This is a genomic window from Serratia odorifera (assembly GCF_041448735.1).
GTDB classification, from domain to species: domain Bacteria; phylum Pseudomonadota; class Gammaproteobacteria; order Enterobacterales; family Enterobacteriaceae; genus Serratia_F; species Serratia_F odorifera.
Genome location: NZ_JBGMUT010000003.1, coordinates 179,608 through 200,301 on the forward strand (window position 1 = coordinate 179,608; position 20,694 = coordinate 200,301).

The 20,694-nt window shown below is 57.5% G+C and carries 13 protein-coding genes; 10 read left to right on the forward strand and 3 right to left on the reverse strand.

Annotated elements, in window-relative coordinates:
* Positions 1 to 32: 32 nt before the first annotated feature.
* Positions 33 to 2,054, reverse strand: coding sequence for an oxidoreductase (locus tag ACCC84_RS11335; RefSeq protein WP_371901916.1), 2,022 nt, complete (start codon positions 2,052 to 2,054; stop codon positions 33 to 35).
* Between the two features lie 429 nt (positions 2,055 to 2,483).
* On the opposite strand from ACCC84_RS11335, the gene ACCC84_RS11340 reads away from it, so the two are divergent.
* Positions 2,484 to 4,103 carry an ABC-F family ATP-binding cassette domain-containing protein gene (locus ACCC84_RS11340; protein WP_273869247.1) on the forward strand — a complete coding sequence of 540 codons (1,620 nt, stop codon included), beginning with the start codon at positions 2,484 to 2,486 and terminating at the stop codon, positions 4,101 to 4,103.
* Here ACCC84_RS11340 and pdxR read toward each other — a convergent pair.
* Positions 4,050 to 5,561 (reverse strand): MocR-like pyridoxine biosynthesis transcription factor PdxR, encoded by a 1,512-nt coding sequence (gene pdxR, locus ACCC84_RS11345; RefSeq protein ID WP_198774122.1) that lies wholly within the window; start codon positions 5,559 to 5,561, stop codon positions 4,050 to 4,052. The two genes, ACCC84_RS11340 and pdxR, sit on opposite strands and share 54 nt — an antisense overlap.
* A gap of 122 nt (positions 5,562 to 5,683) precedes the next feature.
* On the opposite strand from pdxR, the gene ACCC84_RS11350 reads away from it, so the two are divergent.
* The 4 genes from ACCC84_RS11350 (at position 5,684) to ACCC84_RS11365 (ending at position 11,027) form a co-directional block, all read left to right on the forward strand.
* Positions 5,684 to 6,949, forward strand: coding sequence for a 4-aminobutyrate--2-oxoglutarate transaminase (locus ACCC84_RS11350; RefSeq protein ID WP_004958250.1), 1,266 nt, complete (start codon positions 5,684 to 5,686; stop codon positions 6,947 to 6,949).
* A 12-nt stretch (positions 6,950 to 6,961) separates the two neighbouring features.
* Positions 6,962 to 8,416: an NAD-dependent succinate-semialdehyde dehydrogenase gene (locus ACCC84_RS11355; protein WP_004958251.1), complete on the forward strand. Its 1,455-nt coding sequence runs from the start codon at positions 6,962 to 6,964 to the stop codon at positions 8,414 to 8,416.
* A gap of 58 nt (positions 8,417 to 8,474) precedes the next feature.
* Complete coding sequence (locus ACCC84_RS11360) at positions 8,475 to 9,716, forward strand: aromatic amino acid transport family protein (RefSeq protein ID WP_004958253.1); 1,242 nt, start codon at positions 8,475 to 8,477, stop codon at positions 9,714 to 9,716.
* Between the two features lie 321 nt (positions 9,717 to 10,037).
* A complete protein-coding gene (locus ACCC84_RS11365; RefSeq protein WP_371901917.1) occupies positions 10,038 to 11,027 on the forward strand; it encodes a type I restriction enzyme HsdR N-terminal domain-containing protein in 990 nt (329 codons plus the stop codon).
* Between the two features lie 90 nt (positions 11,028 to 11,117).
* Here ACCC84_RS11365 and yfcF read toward each other — a convergent pair whose 3' ends face one another.
* Complete coding sequence (yfcF, locus tag ACCC84_RS11370) at positions 11,118 to 11,741, reverse strand: glutathione transferase (RefSeq protein WP_004958258.1); 624 nt, start codon at positions 11,739 to 11,741, stop codon at positions 11,118 to 11,120.
* Between the two features lie 257 nt (positions 11,742 to 11,998).
* Here yfcF and ACCC84_RS11375 point away from each other — a divergent pair, with 257 nt between their 5' ends.
* Genes ACCC84_RS11375 through ACCC84_RS11395 form a run of 5 tightly spaced genes read left to right on the forward strand, consistent with a single transcriptional unit; the run spans position 11,999 to position 20,571 of the window.
* Positions 11,999 to 14,218: a type VI secretion system Vgr family protein gene (locus ACCC84_RS11375; RefSeq protein WP_371901918.1), complete on the forward strand. Its 2,220-nt coding sequence runs from the start codon at positions 11,999 to 12,001 to the stop codon at positions 14,216 to 14,218.
* The gene (locus ACCC84_RS11380; RefSeq protein WP_004958263.1) at positions 14,211 to 15,809 is read left to right on the forward strand and encodes an ATP-binding protein; all 1,599 of its coding nucleotides are present in this window, start codon (positions 14,211 to 14,213) and stop codon (positions 15,807 to 15,809) included. Before ACCC84_RS11375 ends, ACCC84_RS11380 begins: the two co-directional genes overlap by 8 nt.
* On the forward strand, positions 15,806 to 15,931 hold the full coding sequence (locus ACCC84_RS11385; protein WP_004958266.1) for a hypothetical protein: 126 nt from the start codon (positions 15,806 to 15,808) through the stop codon (positions 15,929 to 15,931). The genes ACCC84_RS11380 and ACCC84_RS11385 overlap by 4 nt, the downstream gene beginning before the upstream one ends.
* Positions 15,932 to 15,955: 24 nt before the next feature.
* Positions 15,956 to 20,068, forward strand: a complete 4,113-nt coding sequence (locus ACCC84_RS11390) for an RHS repeat-associated core domain-containing protein (protein ID WP_371901919.1) — start codon at positions 15,956 to 15,958, stop codon at positions 20,066 to 20,068.
* On the forward strand, positions 20,059 to 20,571 hold the full coding sequence (locus tag ACCC84_RS11395; protein WP_273869235.1) for a hypothetical protein: 513 nt from the start codon (positions 20,059 to 20,061) through the stop codon (positions 20,569 to 20,571). The genes ACCC84_RS11390 and ACCC84_RS11395 overlap by 10 nt, the downstream gene beginning before the upstream one ends.
* Positions 20,572 to 20,694 lie beyond the last annotated feature (123 nt).

Consider the following 20,694-nt stretch of genomic DNA (forward strand, 5'->3'; position numbering starts at 1 on the left):
GAAAGGGCGCTGATGCGCCCTTTTTTATATTGTTACAGCGCCATCGCCAGCCGGGTGCCCTGATCGATCGCCCGTCGGGCATCCAGTTCTGCGGCCACGTCGGCACCGCCAATCAAATGCACGGTTTTTCCCAGCGCCAACAGGGGCTGTTGCAGTTCTCTGCGTGGCTCCTGCCCGGCACAGATCACAATGGTGTCTACCGGCAGACAGCTGGCCTGATCGGCGCGTTCAATATGCAGACCTTCATCATCAATACGTTGATAACTGACGCTGTTGAGCATCTTCACGCCGCGCATCGCCAGGCTGGCGCGATGGATCCAGCCGGTGGTTTTCCCCAGCCCATCACCCACTTTGCTGCTCTTACGCTGCAGCAGGAAAATCTGCCGCGGCGCGCGTGGTACCTGGGGGCCGTCGGCTGCCAGCCCGCCGCGCTGATTGAGCTGTGAATCAATACCCCATTCGCGATTGAACGCTTCGCTGTCCAGGCTGCTGGCCTCGCCGTGCTGGCTCAGATATTCGGCGGTGTCGAAGCCGATGCCGCCGGCACCGACGATCGCCACCCGCTGACCAACCGGCTTCTTGTCGCGCAGCACATCCAGATAGCTCAGCACCTTGGCGTTGTCGATACCGGGAATGTCCGGGGTGCGCGGCACGATGCCACAGGCCAGGATCACCTCGTCAAACTCGGTCAGATCCTGCGCCTCGACGCGCTTGCCGAGCTGCAGCGTCACTTCGCGCAACGCCAATTGGCGGCGGAAGTAGCGCAGGGTTTCATGGAACTCTTCTTTGCCGGGGATTTGCTTGGCGATATTGAACTGACCGCCAATCTCCGCAGCGGCGTCGAACAGCGTGACCTGATGGCCACGGCTGGCGGCGGTGGTGGCGAATGCCAGGCCAGCGGGGCCGGCACCGACCACCGCCAGACGTTTGGGGCGTTCCGCCGCCAGCAGCGGCATCTCGCTTTCGCGACAGGCGCGCGGGTTGACCAGGCATGAGGTCAGCTTGCCGTCAAAAATCTGGTCCAGGCAGGCCTGGTTACAACCGATGCAGGTGTTAATTTCATCGGCGCGGCCTTCGGCAGCCTTGCGTACGAACTCGGCGTCCGCCAGAAACGGCCGCGCCATGGAAACCATATCGGCGCAACCCTGCGCCAGCGTTTGTTCTGCCACCGCCGGATCGTTAATGCGGTTGGTGGTGATCAAAGGAATGCCGACTTTGCCCATCAGCTTGTGCGTTACCCAGCTAAAGCCGGCGCGCGGTACCATGGTGGCGATGGTGGGAATGCGCGCTTCATGCCAGCCGATGCCGGTGTTGATCAGCGTCGCGCCAGCCTGCTCAATCGCCTGCGCCAAACGTTCGATCTCCTGCCAACTGGAGCCGTCCTCGACCAGATCGAGCATCGACAGGCGGTAGATCACAATGAATTCCCGGCCCACCGCCTGGCGCACGGCGCGCACGATCTCCACGGCAAAGCGCATGCGGTTTTCCGCGCTGCCGCCCCATTGGTCATCGCGCTGGTTGGTGCGAGCGACCAGAAACTGGTTGATCAGGTAACCTTCGGATCCCATTACTTCAACGCCGTCATAGCCAGCCTGCTGAGCCAACGCGGCACAGTGGGCAAAATCGGCGATGGTATCTTCAATCTGCTGGTGGCTGAGGGCGGTGGGCGTGAAAGGGTTGATCGGCGCTTGCAGCGCAGACGGCGCCACCGGTTGTGGTTGATAACTGTAGCGCCCGGCGTGCAGGATTTGCAGCGCGATCTTGCCACCGGCCTGGTGCACGGCATCGGTGACAATGCGGTGATGCGCCACCTGCTGTGGTTGATTGAGGATCGAACCGCCGCGGTAGACCACGCCCTTGTCATTCGGCGCGATACCGCCGGTGACGATCAGCGCGACGCCGGCTGCCGCACGCTCGGCGTAAAATGCCGCCATTCTTTGCGGGCCATCGGGCAGTTCTTCCAGTCCGGTGTGCATCGAGCCCATCAGCACCCGGTTTTTCAGGGTGGTGAAGCCAAGATCCAGCGGTGCCAACAGATGTGGGTATGCGCTCATTGCCATCTCCATCGGGTTGCATCTGCAACCCGTCGTTATTGTTATGCAGGTGATTCTACCCGGCATCATGCACGTCGCTGCAAGGCGGCAACGCCGATCGTTGGCGGCAGGAGCGGGGAGCCTCTAGCGCGTCGAACGGGTGCGGACCCTGCTTTTGCGGGTCGACGTACTTTGCTCAAGTGGTCGGATGAGATAAATCTAGCCGTTGTCCGATAAGTTTGAAATCTATGTTGCGCTGAATGTGATGGGCGTCATAAATACCGCTCGGCCTTTGCATTTTGCATGGTCGTCAGGTTAACATCTGTCCGCTTTATTCTGTTTCCTGCTGGAGTCCTGACCGAAAATGAACAAACACGCCTGTTGAATCTGGTCCCATGCCGCGCACTTTGTTGACGGATGGGGATATGTTGATTTCATTCAGGAGTGCCTATGGCTCATTTTTCGCCATCCCCTTATCTGGTTTTACACCAACTGACCTGCCAATTTGCTGACGGCGAAACGCTGTTCGGCCCGCTCAACCTGCACCTTGATCGGCGACGCTGCGCGCTGGTAGGTCGCAACGGCGTCGGCAAAAGTCGGCTATTGCGCCTGCTGGCCGGAGAGGATTGTCCTGGCGGCGGCCACGTGGAAACCCACGGTGTGATCGCCAGCGTGGCGCAGCACAACGAGATAGCAACGGACGTGACGGTGGCACACTGGCTCGGTTTCGGCGACGAGATGGCTGCATTGGCGCGCATGGAACGTGGCGAAATGCTGGCCGACGACGTCGAGTTGCTGGATGGGCAGTGGGATCTGATTGAACGACTGCAGGCGGCGTTTACCGCGGCGGGGTTACCGGCGCTGGAAATGCATCAGCCTGCCGGGGCGTTAAGCGGCGGCGAACGCATGCGCGCCGCGCTGTGTGCCGCATTTATTTCCCGTGCTGATTTTCTGCTGCTGGATGAACCGAGCAACCACCTGGATCGCCACGGACGCGAATGGCTGTATCGGCAACTGGCGGCGTGGCGCGGCGGGATGCTGGTCGCCAGCCACGATCGGCAACTGTTGATGCATATGCAGCGTATTGTAGAACTGACCCCCGACGGGGTGATCAGCTACAGCGGCAACTACCAGGATTATCGCCGTCAGCGCGAACGTCAACGGCAGGCGGCACGTGAAGTGCTGGAACATGCGGCGCAGGAGCGTAAACGCGCCCGCACCCGGCTGATCAAAGAGCACGACGCCAGCCAGCGTCGCTCGGCCAGCACGTTGCGTAACGTGGACAATCTCAACATCGCATCTTTTGAACGGGTAGCATACAAGGGCGCGGCGAAAGAAAGCCTGGGTACGCTGCGCAAGCAGCATCTGCGACAGAAACAGGTGCTGGATGACAAGGTATGCGCCGCGCAACAGCGGGTCGAAGATGAGAGCCCGGTGATGTTTACCCTGCCGGGCAGCGCGGTGGCGGCGGGCAAGCAGGTACTGGAACTGGAAGGCGTGCAGTTGCCGTTCGTGACGCTGCCGCCGCTCAGCTGGCGCCTGACGGGGCCGTCACGGGTGGCGATCGGAGGGCCGAACGGCTGCGGTAAATCCACCTTGCTGAAAGTGATCGCCGGGCAGTTGGCGGCGCGGGCTGGCGATTGCCGACTGGCGGTCAGCGCCGCCTACCTCGATCAATCGCTGAGCCAGTTCGATCTGTCGCGATCGGTATTCGATCATCTGGCACTGGAAGACTCGCCGATGGTCGCAGGCGAACTGCGTACCCGGTTGGCACAGTTACAGCTGGGTGCCGATCGGCTACGGCTACCGCTGGCGATGCTCAGCGGTGGCGAACGCCTGAAAGCGGCGCTGGCCTGTGCGTTGTGGCGCCGGCAACCGGCGCAGTTGCTGCTGCTGGACGAGCCCACCAACCATCTCGATCTGGCGTCGTTACAGGCGATAGAGGCGGCGCTGAAGGGCTATCCCGGCGCGTTGCTGGTGGTTTCCCATGATGATGCGTTCCTGCAGGGGCTACGGTTAACCCACCGGCTGGACTGGGGAGAGCTCGGCTGGCAAAGCCTGACACTGTAAAATGCAGTCCAACAGCAGGGTGAACGCCGCGGCCATCTGTTCTTCCGGTACGCAGGCAAAGCCCATCAGTAGGCCGCGGCGGTGGTTCGGCAGCATGTAATAACGCGAAAGCGGTCGTACCAGAACGCCACGCGCGCTGGCGGCGGCGGCGATCGCCACGTCGTTGGCGCTGTCGGGCAGGTTGAGGATCAGATGCAGACCGGCATTGCTGTTGAATTCGCTGAGCGCCTGCTTGCCAAGATGCTGTTCGATAAGCGCGGTAAGAAATGCGCGCCGCTTGGCATACAGCAAACGCATGCGGCGTATGTGCGCGGTGTAATGTCCTTCCTGGATGAACTGTGCCAATGCGGCCTGGATCAGCAAATGCCCGCCGCGATACAGTTCGGTATGGGCGGTTTTCAGCGCGCCGACCAACGGCTTTGGCAGCACCACATAACCCAGGCGCAGCGCGGGATACAGCGTTTTGCTGAAGGTACCGATATAGATCACCGGCGCATCCGCCTCCAGGCCTTGCAGCGCCGGAATCGGTTGGCCGGAGAAGCGGAATTCGCTGTCATAGTCGTCTTCGACGATCCAGCCGCCGGCATGCCGCGCCAACCCCAGCAGGCGTTGGCGACGCGCCAGACTCATCACCGACCCCAGAGGGTATTGGTGCGACGGCGTGACGAAAATCAGCCGTGGCGCACCACCCGGTTGTTCCGGCGGCACCATGCCGGCTTCATCCACCGGCAGGGGGCGGATATCCACATCATTCATGCGCAATACGTTGCGAATGCCCCAATAGCCCGGCTCCTCAATCCACACTTCGTCGCGCGGGTTGCACAGCATGCGCGCCACCAGATCGATCGCCTGATGAATGCCTTCGGTAATCAGGATCTGCTCCGGCGAACAGCGCACCGAGCGCGCCACGCGCAGATAATCCACCAGCGCGTGCTGTAACTCCGGACTGCCGCCCTGATTGCTGTAGGTAAGGCGTTGTGGCGTTGGACGACGACTGATGCGCGCCTGGATCTTGCTGAACAGCTGGTGCGGGAAGGCATTGACGTCCGGCACACCGGGAATGAAGGCTCCCCATTGCTTGGGGCTGGCGCTGGCGTGTTGCAACAGCGCTTCGCCGCGTTGGGACAGTTCCAGCGGGCGCTCGGCACCGTTGCTGCCAATTGGCATGCTGGCAGTGGACAAACAGCTGTCCGGCACCGTTTCTGCGACGAAGGTCCCACTTCCGGCACGTGAAAATACATACCCTTCAGCCAAAAGTTGTTCATAAACGGTTAAAACCGTGTTGCGCGACAGGCCCAGTTCCTGAGCCAGATCGCGCGAGGCGGGCAAACGGTTGGAGGGTGGCAGACTGCCGTCAAGGATGCTGATGCGGATGGCGTTATAAAGCCGTTTATGCAGCTTGTCATCCGGTTGTTCGCCCAGCCTTTGCAACAGTAAATCACCGCTTAATGAACGCAAGTGGATCCCTCAATTAATCGTAACTGGCACTCGATTATAGAGCCACACCCTGTGTAAATAAACGTCATTGTTTCACGAATGTGAACGAAACGTGTAACTGACATTGGGCGGAGAACACAACCATGAAAAACGCAGAACTGAATCAACGTCGTCTTGATGCCACCCCGCGCGGCATCGGCGTCATGTGCGGCTACTACGCCGACCGGGCGGAAAACGCCACGCTGTGGGATGTGGAAGGCAACAAGATTATCGATTTTGCCGCGGGTATTGCGGTGCTGAATACTGGCCATCGCCATCCGAAAGTGGTCGCCGCCATTGAGCATCAGCTGAAGTCGTTTACCCACACTGCTTATCAGATCGTGCCGTACGAAAGTTATGTGGCGCTTGCCGAGCGTATCAACCAGCGCGCACCGATCGACGGACCTGCTAAAACTGCATTCTTCACCACCGGCGCCGAAGCGGTGGAAAACGCGGTGAAAATTGCCCGCGCCCATACCGGCCGGCCGGGGATTATTACCTTTGGCGGCGGTTTCCACGGCCGTACTTACATGACCATGGCGCTGACCGGCAAAGTGGCGCCTTATAAACTTGGCTTCGGCCCGTTCCCGGGGTCGGTGTTCCATGGCCAGTACCCGAACGCGCTGTACGGCGTCAGCACGCAGGACGCGATGAATAGCCTGGAACGCATCTTTAAAGCGGATATCGAGCCGAAACAGGTGGCGGCGATCGTGCTGGAACCGGTGCAGGGCGAAGGCGGCTTCAACGTCGCGCCGCCGGAGTTCATGCAGGCGCTGCGAGCCCTGTGCGACGAGCATGGCATTCTGCTGGTCGCTGACGAAGTACAAACCGGGTTCGCACGTACCGGCAAACTGTTCGCCATGGAACATTACGCCGTGAAGGCCGATTTGATCACTATGGCGAAAAGTCTGGCGGGTGGCATGCCACTGTCTGGTGTGGTTGGCCGTGCCGAAGTGATGGACGCGCCAGCGCCAGGCGGGCTGGGCGGCACCTATGGCGGTAACCCGCTGGCGGTGGCAGCAGCCCATGCGGTGCTGGAGGTGATTGACGAAGAACAGCTGTGCCAGCGTGCGCAGCGTCTGGGCCAGCACCTGGTGGAAGTGTTGCAGCGTGCGCGGGAAACCTGCCCGGCGATCGTCGACATCCGTGCGCAAGGATCGATGGTGGCGGTGGAGTTCAACGACCCGGCCACGGGGAAACCGTCACCGGACTTTACCCGTCAGGTGCAGCAAAAAGCCCAACAGGAAGGCCTGTTGCTGCTGAGCTGCGGGGTGAACGGCAACGTGATTCGTTTCCTGTATCCGTTGACCATTCCAGACGATCAATTTACCGAAGCGCTGGGCATTCTTTCCCGCGCGTTGGCTCAGTAAGGAACGCATGCCATGAAACTGAACAATCCCGAATTGCTGCGCAACCAGTGCCTGATCAACGGTGAATGGTGCGATGCGCTGAGCGGCAAGCGTGAAGCGGTGATTAATCCGGCGACCGGCGTCGAGCTGGCGTCGATCCCGCTGGTCAGCGGTGAAGAAACCCAACAGGCGATCGGCGCAGCGCAGCGGGCGCAGCAAGACTGGAAGCAGCTAACGGCCAAACAGCGTTCAGCGTTGTTGCTGGCATGGGCCGAGCGGATCCTGGCGGCCCAGGAAGATCTGGCCCAGTTGATGACCGCCGAACAGGGGAAATCATTGGCGGAAGCGCGGGGCGAAGTGGCGTATGCCGCGTCGTTTATCACCTGGTTTGCCGAAGAGGCCAAGCGGGTTGATGGTGCGGTATTACAGGCGCCGCAGGCCTCGCAGCGTCTGGTAGTGGTAAAGCAGCCGATCGGCGTCTGTGCGGCGATCACGCCGTGGAACTTCCCGGCGGCGATGATCACCCGCAAAGTGGCACCGGCACTGGCGGCAGGTTGCGCCATCATCGTCAAACCGGCGGAACAGACGCCGTTGACCGCTCTGGCGCTGGGCAAGCTGGCGCAAGACGCGGGTATTCCTGCCGGGGTGTTGCAGATTGTCACCGGCGACGCGGCGCAGGTCGGTAAAGTGTTGTGCGACAGTCCGGTGGTGCGCAAGTTGAGCTTCACCGGCTCAACCGAAGTGGGGCGCATTCTGATGGCGCAATGTGCGCCGACCATCAAGAAACTGTCGCTGGAACTGGGCGGTAACGCGCCGGTAATCGTGTTCGACGATGCCAATCTGGACGCGGCGGTGGCCGGCATCATGGCCTCCAAGTTCCGCAATAGCGGCCAGACCTGCGTCTGCGCCAACCGGATTTACGTGCAGGCCGGTATTTACGATCGGCTGGTGGACAAGCTGGTGGCCGCGGTGGAACAGCTCAAGGTCGGCGACGGCGCGTTGGAGGGCACCACACAGGGGCCGCTAATCGATCGGGCTGCGGTCGAAAAAGTGCAAAGTCATATTGATGACGCGTTGATCAAAGGGGCGCAGATCGCCACCGGCGGCCAGCCGCACGCGCTTGGCGGCACCTTCTATCAACCGACGGTGGTGACCGGCGTGACGCAGCAGATGCGCTTCGCCAAAGAGGAAACCTTCGGCCCGGTAGCGCCGCTGTTCCGTTTTCAGGATGAGCAAGAGGCCATCGCCATGGCTAACGATACCGAATTTGGTCTGGCGGCTTATGTCTTCACGCAAAACGCAGCGCGTCAGTGGCGGGTTCCGGAAGCGCTGGAATACGGCATGGTCGGCATCAATACCGGTCTGATTTCCAACGAAGTGGCGCCGTTCGGCGGCGTGAAACAGTCAGGGCTCGGACGCGAAGGATCGCGCTACGGGATAGAGGAATATCTGGAGCTGAAATACCTGTGTATCGACGTGAGCTGTTAACCCTCGGGACAATAACCTCGCCCGGTGGCCGTTGCCGCCGGGTTGCAAAGGATAATCTATGCCTTCTGACAACATCACCCTGTCTCCGGCGCTTGCCGGGGAGCGGGCATCTGCACCCGCCAAATCACTGAGTTTCCTGGAAGGGGTGGCGATGATCGTCGGTACCAACATCGGTGCCGGCGTGCTGTCCATCGCCTACGCTTCAAGCAAGGCCGGCTTTTTGCCACTGCTGTTCTGGCTGGTGCTGGTCGGCTGCCTGACGACCATCACCATGCTGTACGTCGCCGAATCCACGCTGCGCACCCGTGCGCATTTACAGCTGAGCGGCCTGGCGAAACGCTACGTCGGCGGTCTGGGCGCCTGGCTGATGTTTGCGTCGGTCTGCGTCAACAGCGTTGGCGCGTTGACCGCCTATATGACCGGTAGCGGCAAATTGCTGCAATCCTTGTTCGGTATTTCCCCGGCGTTCGGCAGTCTGCTGTTCTTCATACCGGCTGCAGGCGTGTTGTACCTTGGTTTGAAGGCTATCGGCCGGGGTGAAAAGTTTATCAGCATCGGCATGGTGGTGATGCTCAGCGTGCTGGTGATGGCGACGCTGCTAAAAGACACCACGCAAATGCGCAACCTGCTCGATGGCGACTGGCGGTTTATGGTGCCGGTGTTCAACGTGGTGGTGTTCTGTTTTTCTGCGCAATATATCGTGCCGGAGATGGCGCGCGGCTTCTCGAACAAACCGGAACAGTTGCCCAAGGCGATTATCGTCGGCATGGTGATCACCTTTGTGCTGCTTGCGGCAGTGCCGCTGTCGGTGATTGCGCTCAGCGGGTTGGACGGCATTTCTGATGTCGCCACCATTTCCTGGGGACAGGCGCTGGGGCAGTGGGCATTCTTTTCGGCGAATATCTTTGCGCTGTGCGCCATGCTGACATCATATTGGGGCCTGGGCGGCAGCTTCCTGACCAATATTTTCGACAAATTCCGTCTGGGTGACGACGAACAGCCGCTGCGCCGTTTTGGCGTGTTGCTGCTGGTGGTGGTACCGCCGTTCGTACTGGCTTACAGCGGCTTTGTTTCATTCGTTAACGCACTGTACTTTGCCGGCGTATTCAGCGGCGTGATTCTGTCGATTATGCCGATGCTGATCCTGCGTGGCGCGCGCAAAAATGGTGACATGACGCCACGCTGGCAATGCAACTGGATCACTCACCCCCTGCTGCAAATCAGCATTGTGCTGCTGTATCTGTCCAGCGCGGTATATGCCATTGCGTCGCTGCTTGGCTTCCTGCCGGCAGGATGGTAACCCTCTCCCTCAAGTGATGTGTTTTCTCTGCATAGAGAACGGCGGCGTCGTGGCCGCCGATTTTTTAATTAAAGTAATTCAACTGCTTATATTTTATGGTTAAAAATAAAATAATAAGCAAAGTTATGTATTTTAATAATTTTTCCAAACGGCTAGTCAGTCACTATTTTTTTATATAGATTTATGCTGTGCTGTACAATATCTATATAACAAGGGGATGACTTCCATGGATATTTTGGACGAGTTACACAGCCTTTCTGCAAAGATAAAACAACAATCTTCATTTATTCAAACAGAAGAAGCGACAAAAGCGCCTTTGTCATGCCATTCATCAACCGCGTGCTTGGCTATGACGTTTTTGATCCTACAGAAGTCATTCCGGAGTTCATTTGTGATGTCGGTACTAAAAAAGGCGAGAAAATCGACTTCGCCATATTGAAAGGAGGTGAAATACAAATTCTTATTGAGTGTAAGAAAATAGGTGAGCCTCTTAATATCAATCATGCTTCGCAACTGTTCAGATATTTTCACGTTACTAATGCAAGGATTTCCGTCTTAACCAATGGTCAGGTTTATAAATTTTTTACCGATCTCGACGCACCAAACAAGATGGATGAAAAGCCGTTCCTCGAGTTAGACTTGTTAGACATTGACGAAAACGTCGTTCCAGAATTAGTTAAATTGACCAAATCAGCGTTTGATGTCGAGTCTATTGTCAATGCTGCCGGTGAATTGAAATATGTAAGCCAAATCAAAAAAATCTTTTCAACACAATTTACCAACCCAGAAGAAGATTTTGTAAAGTTATTTGCATCTCGAGTTTATGACGGCATGCTGACGCAAAAAGTCAGAGACTTATTTACCCTATTGACAAAGAAAGCTGCAAATCAATGGCTCAATGATCAAGTCAACGAACGCTTAAAATCAGCTATCAGCGGTACGGTAAAAAATGCAACAGACAGTGAAGTCAAGGACGATGCCGGCGAGATCAATGCCGAACAGTCAGAAGATGACAAGGATGACATCATTACATCGGAGCATGAAATAGAAGGCTTCCATATTGTTAAGTCGATCGTGCGTACGGTGGTTGAATCTACGCGTATTACTTACAGAGATACAAAAAGCTACTTCGGTATATTATTAGATGATAATAATAGAAAACCTATATGCCGCTTGCATTTTAACCGTAATCAACTGTATATCGGTGTTTTTGATGAAGAAAAGAAAGAAACGCGTCATCCGATCGAAACTCTGGATGATATTTATCAATATGCGGAACAATTAAAAAACACAATAAACAATTACAACTGACTCCCGTAATTACTCAGTGTTAGATACATTTTCCTTTCCGGTTAAACGTTGACAAGATTGGCAGGAATATCATGCCAATCTTGTGTGCGTTTAGCGAGAGAGCGCCAGCCAGGCCTGCAACGAAGGGCGCTGCCACTGTTGTTGGGCATAGCGCTGCAGATGCTCCGGCACCGCATCACCGTGCATGACCAAGCGGTTGAGCATCAACGCCAAATCGCTGTCGGCAATGCACCATTCACCAAACAGATGTTCCTGCCCATGTACCAGTAGCCTGTTGGCGGCGGTGAACAACTTCTGCGCCGCGGCTTGCGCCTCGGTGGATAACGCGGCGAATTTGCCGCCGTTGAAAACGGCTTCGGTCGGACGCTCGGCGCGGATTGGCAGCAGATCGCTGCGCAACCAGGCCTGAACTTCACGCGCCTTGGCGCGCAGCTGTAGATCGCGCGGATACACCGGTGGCTGTGGGAACAGCTCTTCCAGGTATTCGTCAATAGCCGAGGATTCTGTCAGGGCAAAACCATTATGGATCAAGGTTGGCACTCGATGGGTCAGCGAAATATCGGCAAAAGCAGCGCCAAGATGTTCGCCCCGCGATAAATCGACCGGCACCGTTTTGAATGGAATGTTTTTTTCGCTCAACGTGATAAACGCGGACATCGCATAAGGGCTGAAGAAGTTGGCATCGGTATACAATATGGTGGTTGGCTGGTTCATAAGGTGTCCTGAAAATAAACGGAGTGAACTGATGATAATTGCTGACTAACCTGGCGAAATCAATAAGGAAATCAATAAGAAAATTAATATCGCCATAAGGTATGTTAATGATCGTTGGTCATTTTCAGGCAATAATTCAGACCGTCTCACAGAATTGGTTAATTTCACTAATAAATGTTGTACCAGAAAGTAAAAATACGCTAGAAGGTGATACAGGTGATTTTTTAATCTGACACTTCTCTGCACGGGTTTTGCTTATGCTGGATCGGATTACTGCACATACTCCTCTCGGGCCTGACGCGCTGATGTTCTGGTCTTTGCAGGGCAGCGAGCAACTCGCCAGGCCCTATGTCTTTCAGGTGGAACTGCTTAGCCAAAACTTTCGCCTCGATCGCCGGGCATTGCTTGGCCAGCCGGTCACGCTGGCCATTCCTACCCAGAACCCGCTTACGCCACGCTACCTGAACGGCAAGGTTACGGCGGCGGCGGTGCGCAGCCAGGAACTCAACGACACGCGCTATGCGGTATATCAGCTGCGGCTGGAGCCGGATCTGTGGCCGATGATGCGCGATCGCAACTTCCGTATTTTCCAGCAGTTGACGGTGCCGCAGATCGTTAAAACCTTGCTGGCGGAGCAGAATGTCACCTGCGAGGATCGGCTGACCGGCGCCTATCGGCAGTGGGAATATTGCGTGCAATATCAGGAGAGCAGCTACAACTTCATCAGCCGGCTGATGGAGCTGGAGGGCATTTACTACTTCTTCCGCCATGAAATGGGCAAGCAGACGCTGGTGCTGATGGATGCGCCGCAGGCGCAACAACCCTTCGAAGGTTACGAAACCATTGTGTATCACATGACCCCTTCCGGCGGCAGCACGGCGGAAGAGGGCATCAGCCAGTGGTCGGTCAACGATGTGGTGACGCCAGGTATTTACAGCATTGATGATTACGACTTCCGCAAACCCAACGCCTGGCTGTTCCAGGCTCGGCAGAATCCGGCTTCTCCCCAGCCGGGGCAGATTGACGTTTACGATTGGCCAGGACGCTTTGTCGATCATCAGCATGGGGAATTCTACGCGCGTATCCGGCAAGAGGCCTGGCAGGCCGGGCACCAGCAAACCAGCGGCACCGGCACCGCATTGGGGATTGCGCCGGGCCATACCTTTACCCTGCATAACGCCCCTTACGCCAGCGACAATGGCGAGTATCTGGTGACCCAGGCGGAGTACCACCTGCGTGAAAATCGCTATGCCAGCGGCGGAGAGAGCAGCGAGCACCGTATCGATTTCAACGTAATGCCGGCCGACGTGCCCTTTCGCCCGGAGCAACAAGCCCCCTGGCCGAAAACCTGCGGGCCGCAAACCGCCAAGGTGGTGGGGCCAAAAGGCGAATCGATCTGGACCGACAGGTATGGCCGGGTCAAGGTCAAGTTTCACTGGGATCGGCTGGCGGCCGGCGACGACACCAGTTCCTGCTGGGTCCGCGTTTCCAGCGCCTGGGCCGGTCAAGGCTTTGGCGGAGTGCAGATCCCGCGGGTTAACGATGAGGTGGTGGTCGATTTCATCAACGGCGATCCGGACCGGCCCATCATTATCGGGCGAGTCTATAACGAAGCCAGCATGCCGCCGTGGGCGCTGCCGGCGGCGGCGACGCAGATGGGGTTTATGAGCCGTTCGAAGGACGGTACGCCGGATAATGCCAACGCGTTGCGCTTTGAAGACAAGGCCGGATCGGAACAGCTGTGGATCCAGGCCGAACGCAACATGGATACCAACGTCAAGAATGAGGAAAGCCACTCCGTCGGCAGCAACCGCACCAAAACCGTCGGTGCCGATGAAACCAGCCACATCAAGCAGAATCGCAACAAAAACGTCGATGGCAACGAAACGGTGATTATCGGGCAAAACCGCAGCAAGACCGTCAGTGGCAATGAAACCACCACGGTAAAACAGAACCGCAGCCAAACCGTTGAAGGCAGTGAAACGCTTATGGTGCAGCAAAGCCGCAGCGAGACCATCACCGGCGAACATTCGGCGACGGTGAAGAGCAATCAGACTGCAACGGTAGAAGGCAATCAGGTGATGACGGTCAATCAGGATCGAACCCGGACGGTGAATGGCAATGAGAAGGTCAGCGTCGTAAAGAACCGCGAGGTGCAGGTGACCGGCCACCAGACGCTGGGGGTAACCGGCAATCGTCAAGCCTCGATTACCGGCAGCGAAAACAAACTGATTGGCCAAAAGCAGGAGGTCAATATTGGCGAGGGGCGCACCATCGTGATTAACGGCGGCGATACGCGTTACACCGATGGCGTGGTGAGCGATAGCGCGTCGCAGGCGTTCCAGATCAGCGTAGGGGAATCTACCGGTATCACTATTTCATCCGGCAGCATCGAAATTGTTGCCGGCGGCGCCAGCATTACCATCAATTCGGCGGGCGTGATGGTCAACGGCACCAAAATCGAACTCAATGCCTGAGCGGACGCCGATGATGCACAGCCAGGCGAGAAATCCCACCGAACAGCTCATGGCGCAACTGGAACGGCAATGGTTGGCAGCCAGCGACGATCCGGCGGCGCGTTTGTTTATCTGGCGGGTGAAGGCGAATGCCGAATCGCTGATCCAGGCATTTATCGCGTTGCAACAGCAAGCGCCGGGCGACTACAGCACACCGGATCTGTTTATCGGTTTTATGGCGCCGTTTGATACCGCTTACGGTTATAGCCGGGCGCTGGCAGACGAATTGATCGAACGCTATGAAGCCAGCGACGGTGCGCAGGGCTGGGATTTCGAGCCGCTGCTGCCCTGCCTTGGCGCAACGCAGTGGCAGGCGTTGCTTGGTCACTTTGCCGAACATCATCGCGAACAGCTGCGCTATGTGGTGGCGGTGTTCACCCCGGCACAGGTCAGCGATCGGGCAGCGCTGGAACGCTGGCTGGCGCAGAATGTAGAGCGCATCGCCGAGGGCGTGCGCGTGATGCTCATCGATACGCTGGAACAGCCAGTCTGGCAAGCGTTACAGCAGGCATTTCCCCAGCGGGTACGGCTGATGACGCCGGATATCGACGGTATGACGCTGATGCAGCAGACCGCCAGTCAGCTCAGCGATCGCGACGGCGATCGTCTGCGTTGCCGGCAGTTTATGGCCGATGCGTTGCTGCTATTGGAGCGCGGTACGCCGCAGCAGGTTGCCACCCGCGCCGGACTGGCGTTGGCCATTGCCGCTAAGCAAGGCTGGCTGGAACAGCAGGTAGTGATGCACAACATCATCGGCGGCGGCTGGGTGAAGGGGAAGTCTGCCGATAAGGCGGTGGCGGCGTATCGCCAGGCGCAGCAGGTGGCGCAGGGCATCGGCGACCAGCCGCTGCGTACCACTCTACAGATGCAAAGCGCCTTCGGCGAAGGCGGTGCCTGGTTCAGCGTCGGCGAATATCGCCAGGCCGCTGGTGCCTATCGGCTGGCTGCCGGGCTGGCGCAGTTGGCGGGCAACCGACTCTTGGCGATCGAAGGGATGCGCATGGCGGGGCGATGCCTGGTATTGGATGGCGATCAAACCCACGCGCTGGCGGATTATGCCCAGGTGATTCATGCCGCACGGCCGCTGTCCGCCGAGGAGCGAGGGCAAACCACGCTGCCGCTGGCGCTGCAGGATTTACTGCATATTCAGGATGATAAGCGGGCCCAGGCGCTGGCGGATTGCGCTGACGCCTATCAACAGCGCAAGCAGCAGCTTATCTTGCGCGCCGAAAGCGAGGTGGCGCAGCAAGGGGCAACCCTCCAGGCGGTGCGCTTGGCGGAGAGTCGGTTACAGCAGGCGCTGGAACAGAGTTTTCAGCAGGCACGTAGCCAGCGCGAACAGCTGATCCTTGAGGGCTACCCCGGCTTTCGTCAGGCGATTGCCATCGGCCGTCAGTATCTGCAACCGCAGTGGAGCGGCTTGCCGGAGATTGCCCATCCGTTTGATGCACCGGTCGGTGAATGGCAACAGATGCCGCACACCATGGCGCTGCCATCACAGGACGCCGCCGAAGAATTTATTCAACGCAGTACCAACAAGGATCAGGCATGAACAAGGTGGTGATAATTGTGGTGGTCACGCTGCTGGTGATCGGGTTTATCAGCCTGTCGGACAGCGATCTGGCCTACGAAGCGCGCACCTTCCTGCGCGCCTTGCTGCGCGCGCTGTTCTGACCGGGGAACACTGAGGTTCGGCCTATGCACTCCAGTTCGCACTTTGACCCTCAGCTTGGGATAGATATTCATACCTATCCGTTTGGCCCGTTGCCGACGCCGCACATCGCCCTGGTGTTTGACGTTTTTGATTACCTGCCGCTGATTGGCACCACGGTAAACGTCAACGGTATCAAACGGGCCAGCGCCGGCACCGGCGGGCTGGCGGTGCATATTCCGATCGGTGGCCCGTGGCTGCCTCCGCTGCGTGTGCCGGGTGGGCCACAGTTGGACAACGAACTGTTTATGGGCAGCAAAACGGTGCGCGTTGACGGCGAGCCGTTCTCGCGTATCACCATGCCGGTGTTGAGCTGCAACTTCATCGGTATGATGCCGCCGTTCCGGCCGAAGCGCCTGGCCAAGCCCAAACCGCTGTCGCTGATGATGCCGCTGACGCTCAACCTGGCGCTCCCTAACCAGGTAGTGGTCGGCGGTCCCCCCACCGTCAACGTGATGGCGCTGTTGATGCGCGCCGGGTTGAGTGGATTGGGTAAAGGGTTGAAGAAATTCAAGAAAAGCGCGGGCTACGCCAAGTTGATGACGCAGTTTCAGCAACTGCGGCAAAAACTGTTTAAAAACATGGATCCCGGCTTCCTCAAGTGCAAGGTGCTGCGCGCTGAACCGGTCGATATACGCGATGGCAGCGTGGCGCTGGAACATCGAGACTTCGTACTACCGGGGCGGTTGCCGCTGATCTGGGCTCGCCACTATTCGTCGGCGGATATCGATGATGCCGGTTATTGTGGCTATGGCTGGACAACGCCAGCGGATATTCGTCTGGAACGGGACGACAGTGGCGTAATGCTGTTAACCCGGCCACAGGGGATCACCGCCTTTGGCAACATTCCCGATCGGCCGGGGCGTGAGCATGCGGCGATAGGCTTGCCGGATGGTGGCCGCCTATGGTGGGAACGGCAGAACCGCCAGCGCAGCTGGATCTATGAAGACAATGACGGGGTGTCATATTGCTTTGACGATGGCAGCGTCATGCCGTTGGCATCGCTGGGGGACCGCAACGGCAACGGCTGGCGGCTGGTTCGTCAGCAGGGGCAACTGACACGGCTGGTGGAATATTCTGTCCAGGGCGCCAGCGGGCGAGAGGTGCATATCACCAGCGAGCGCCAGCGTATCACCGTGATGCGTTTATACGATGCGCTCAACGGTGTTTACTCGCCGCTGGCCCGCTATGAATATGATGCCGATAACCAACTGGCGGCAGAGATTGACGCGTTGGGCGCCGCGCGCCGCTTTGACTATCAGCGCCGGCGTATGACTCAGCATCAGGATCGTAACGGTCAGCGTTTTCACTATGCCTATGACCCGCAATGGCGAGTGATCCACGCCTGGGGCGATGGCGGGCTGTATGACTATCAGTTTATCTACCACGATTTGCTGAACGAAGTCGAAGTCACCGATTCGCTTGGCTATACCTCTCATATCCGCTTTGACAGTAGCGGTTTGCCGATTAGCGAGATCGATCCGTTGGGGGGCAATACGGTCTTTAGCTATGACGATTTTGGGCGTCCGTTAAGCGTTACCCAGCCGGATGGTCGGCGTTATCAATGGGAGTATGACGCGCTAGGGTTGATCGTGGCGATGATCCAGCCCGATGGCAGCCGGGTCAGTCTGGCGTATAACGATTTGGCGCAGCTGGTAGCATTGTCTGACGCGAAGGGTGCCCAGTGGTTCATGGAACACGACCAACGGGGCAACCTGCTGGCGCAACGCGATCCGACCGGCGTGACCCACCGCTACCGTTATGATGAGCTGGGGCAGCCGATCGCACTCTTGGCCGCCGACGGCGAGCGGCAACGCTGTGAGTACGATCGTTATGGCTTTTTGCAAGCTTTGTCCAGCAATCACGGACAGCAATTGCAGCTCCGCTACGATCTGCGCGGTAATCTGCGTGTGAAAACCGACGAACTTGGTCAGCAGACCCGTTATGAATATGACGCAAAAGATCGCCTGTTGCAGGTGCTTGCGGCGGATGGAAAACGGCTGGCGATCGAATACGATCGTGAAGATCAACCGGTATGCTATCGCGACGAAGCGGGGCAGCAGATTCTGCTGCGTTATAACGCCACCGGCATGGTCACTGAATGCCTGACGCCAGAGGGAGAACGGGTAGCGTATCAGTATGACACCGAAGACCAACTGACGGCGGTGGTCAATCCGCTGGGGCAGACGTGGTGTTTGCGGCGCGATGGGCTGGGGCGGGTGGTCGAGGAACGCGATTATTGGGGGCAGGCGACCGGCTATCAATGGGATGGCTGTGGCCGTTTGCAGCGGCGCACCGATCCGCAGGGGCGAACGCTGGACTACGGTTACGATCGGGCTGGCCGGTTACAGGAGAAACGCAGCGGCGAGGCTTTGCTGACACGTTATCGCTATGACGCCATCGGCCAACTGATCCAGTGCGAAAACCGCTGGCGGCAGTTGGAATGGCGTTACGACGCCGCCGGCAGGCTGCTGGCGGAGCGGCAAGACGGTTTTACCGTCAGACACCATTACAATGACGCCGGGCAGCGCATACTGCGCGAGAGCGATGCTGGCCATCGGGTGGCATTTGGCTGGAACGACGCCGGACTGCTGGCATCGATCGGCCTGAATGACGATCCCGCGGTAGAGCTGGTCTATGACGTGACGGGCAGGTTGTGCACCGAGCGGCTCAGCGCCGAACTGGAACGCCAGTTGGAATATGACGGGGACGGCCAGCTTATCGCACAGCGGATGCTGCAAAACGAGCAGCCCTTGTTCTCAACCGGCTACCGCTACGATCGTCAGGGCAATATGCTGGAACGGGACGACAGTCGCTGGGGACGGGACCGTTATCGTTATGATGCCGACGGGCGTTTGCTGGTGCATATTGATCCGGCGGAAAACATTCGCCGGTTTGTCTGTGATGCGGCCGGCAACCGGCTGGCGCTGACGGTACGCGCGCTGAACGACACGCCAGAGGGATGGTTCCGCGAAGGCTGGCATAATGATACGCGCTATGTTTTTGATCGTACCGGCAACCTGCGCCAGCGCCGTTATAGTGACGGCAGCAGGCAGGATTTCGTCTGGGATGAAAGCCAGCAGTTGATCGCCGTGCATCAGGGCGACAGTGTGACGCATTATGCCTATGATGGGCTGGGCAGGCGGGTATGCAAGCAGACGCCACGGGAAACCCACTGGTTTTACTGGCAGGGTGATGCTTTACTGGCGGAGGTCGCCACGCCTGCCGGGCAGGGGATTGGCCCGCTGCCGCTGCACGATGTCGCCGGCCGACTGCGGCGGCAGAAGATACAGGCGGCGCTCTTTAACAGGTTGCGAGAATACGTCTACTATCCCGGCAGTTTCCGGCCGTTTGCCCTGTTGACGCAGCAAGACGGGCAGCGCAGCAGTTACCATTATCATTGCGATCCGAACGGCGCGCCGCTGCGGCTGACCGACGGCGGCGGTGAAGTTGTCTGGTCGCAATGCTGTGGCGTCTGGGGCGAACCCGGTACGGTGTATGCTAACAAACTAGCCAATCCGCTGCGCTTCCAGGGGCAGTATTTCGATGGCGAAACCGGGTTGCACTATAACCGCTACCGTTATTACGATCCGCAGTTGGGGGGATATATCAGCCAGGATCCGATTGGGTTGGTGGGGGGCGTCAACCCGTATCGCTATGCGCCGAATCCTTTGGGGTGGGCGGATCCCTGGGGATTAAAAAAAGACGACTATACCATCTCAGCCAATTCAGCGGCGACCGACATACCTGCCAGAGGCGTACACGTCAATGTTCATGGTCCAGGGTTACCAGCAAAAGGCGGCCATGTCAGCTTGGTGCCTGGCGATATCGATCCTAAGACCAAAGCGGTCCTCAACTTAGCCGTCGAACCGGCCGATAAAGCTGCGGACAGTGTCAGTGCGAGTCAATGGAGAAAAATACAGGCATCAATAAAAAATTATCTTGATGATCCTAAAAATATCTCACGTTTGATCTCTGCCGCACAGGGTGGCATAGATTTACCCGCTAGCTCAATGACGGCGGATCGTTTAAAACAGATTAAAACGGTGAAGGCCGTTTTAGAAGAGCATAAGGCCAAAGGAACCAACCCATGCAGATAAAAGATTATTTAAAGCAAAATGGCAGCTTAAATCAGCTGGTAGAAAAATACGTACGGGATGGTTACCTCTTTACTACGGATAACAGAGAAATTGATCTGGCGTATGCAACTGTCAAGGGGCAATGTGATGATTCGTCCGGCGAAGCGGGATACAGCGAGATATTTTCATTCGACGCTAGTCTCACCGATTATGGCGCGCTGGAGGTAAAGCTATATTTTAACAATCGTGTTTTTTTTGCTGATGCTCTTCGGCTGTATGAGGGCCGATTAACTGCTGAGGCGTTTATTGCCACCCTTGACGTACAGGGCGCCGATTATAAAACCTATCTGCATACTGATATTGACGATGAAGGGGTTATTCTGCTGGATAATGGTGTGATGGCCAGGTTTAACATCATCGACGAGGTAAAAATTGTTTATCAAATCGAGTGTAATTTTGCTTTATATCCAGAGTTTGCTGACGGAATTAAAAAAACGATAGCAGAAAAAATGAAGTTGATTTAATAGATTTAAACTCTGCTAAAAATGGAGGTAACCCGGTGACGCCTTTTTAAGGTTCATCGCGTTTTACCGGGGAACACTGCTTTGATCTTCAGGAAGAGATAGGCGTTATCCTGGTATCCATAG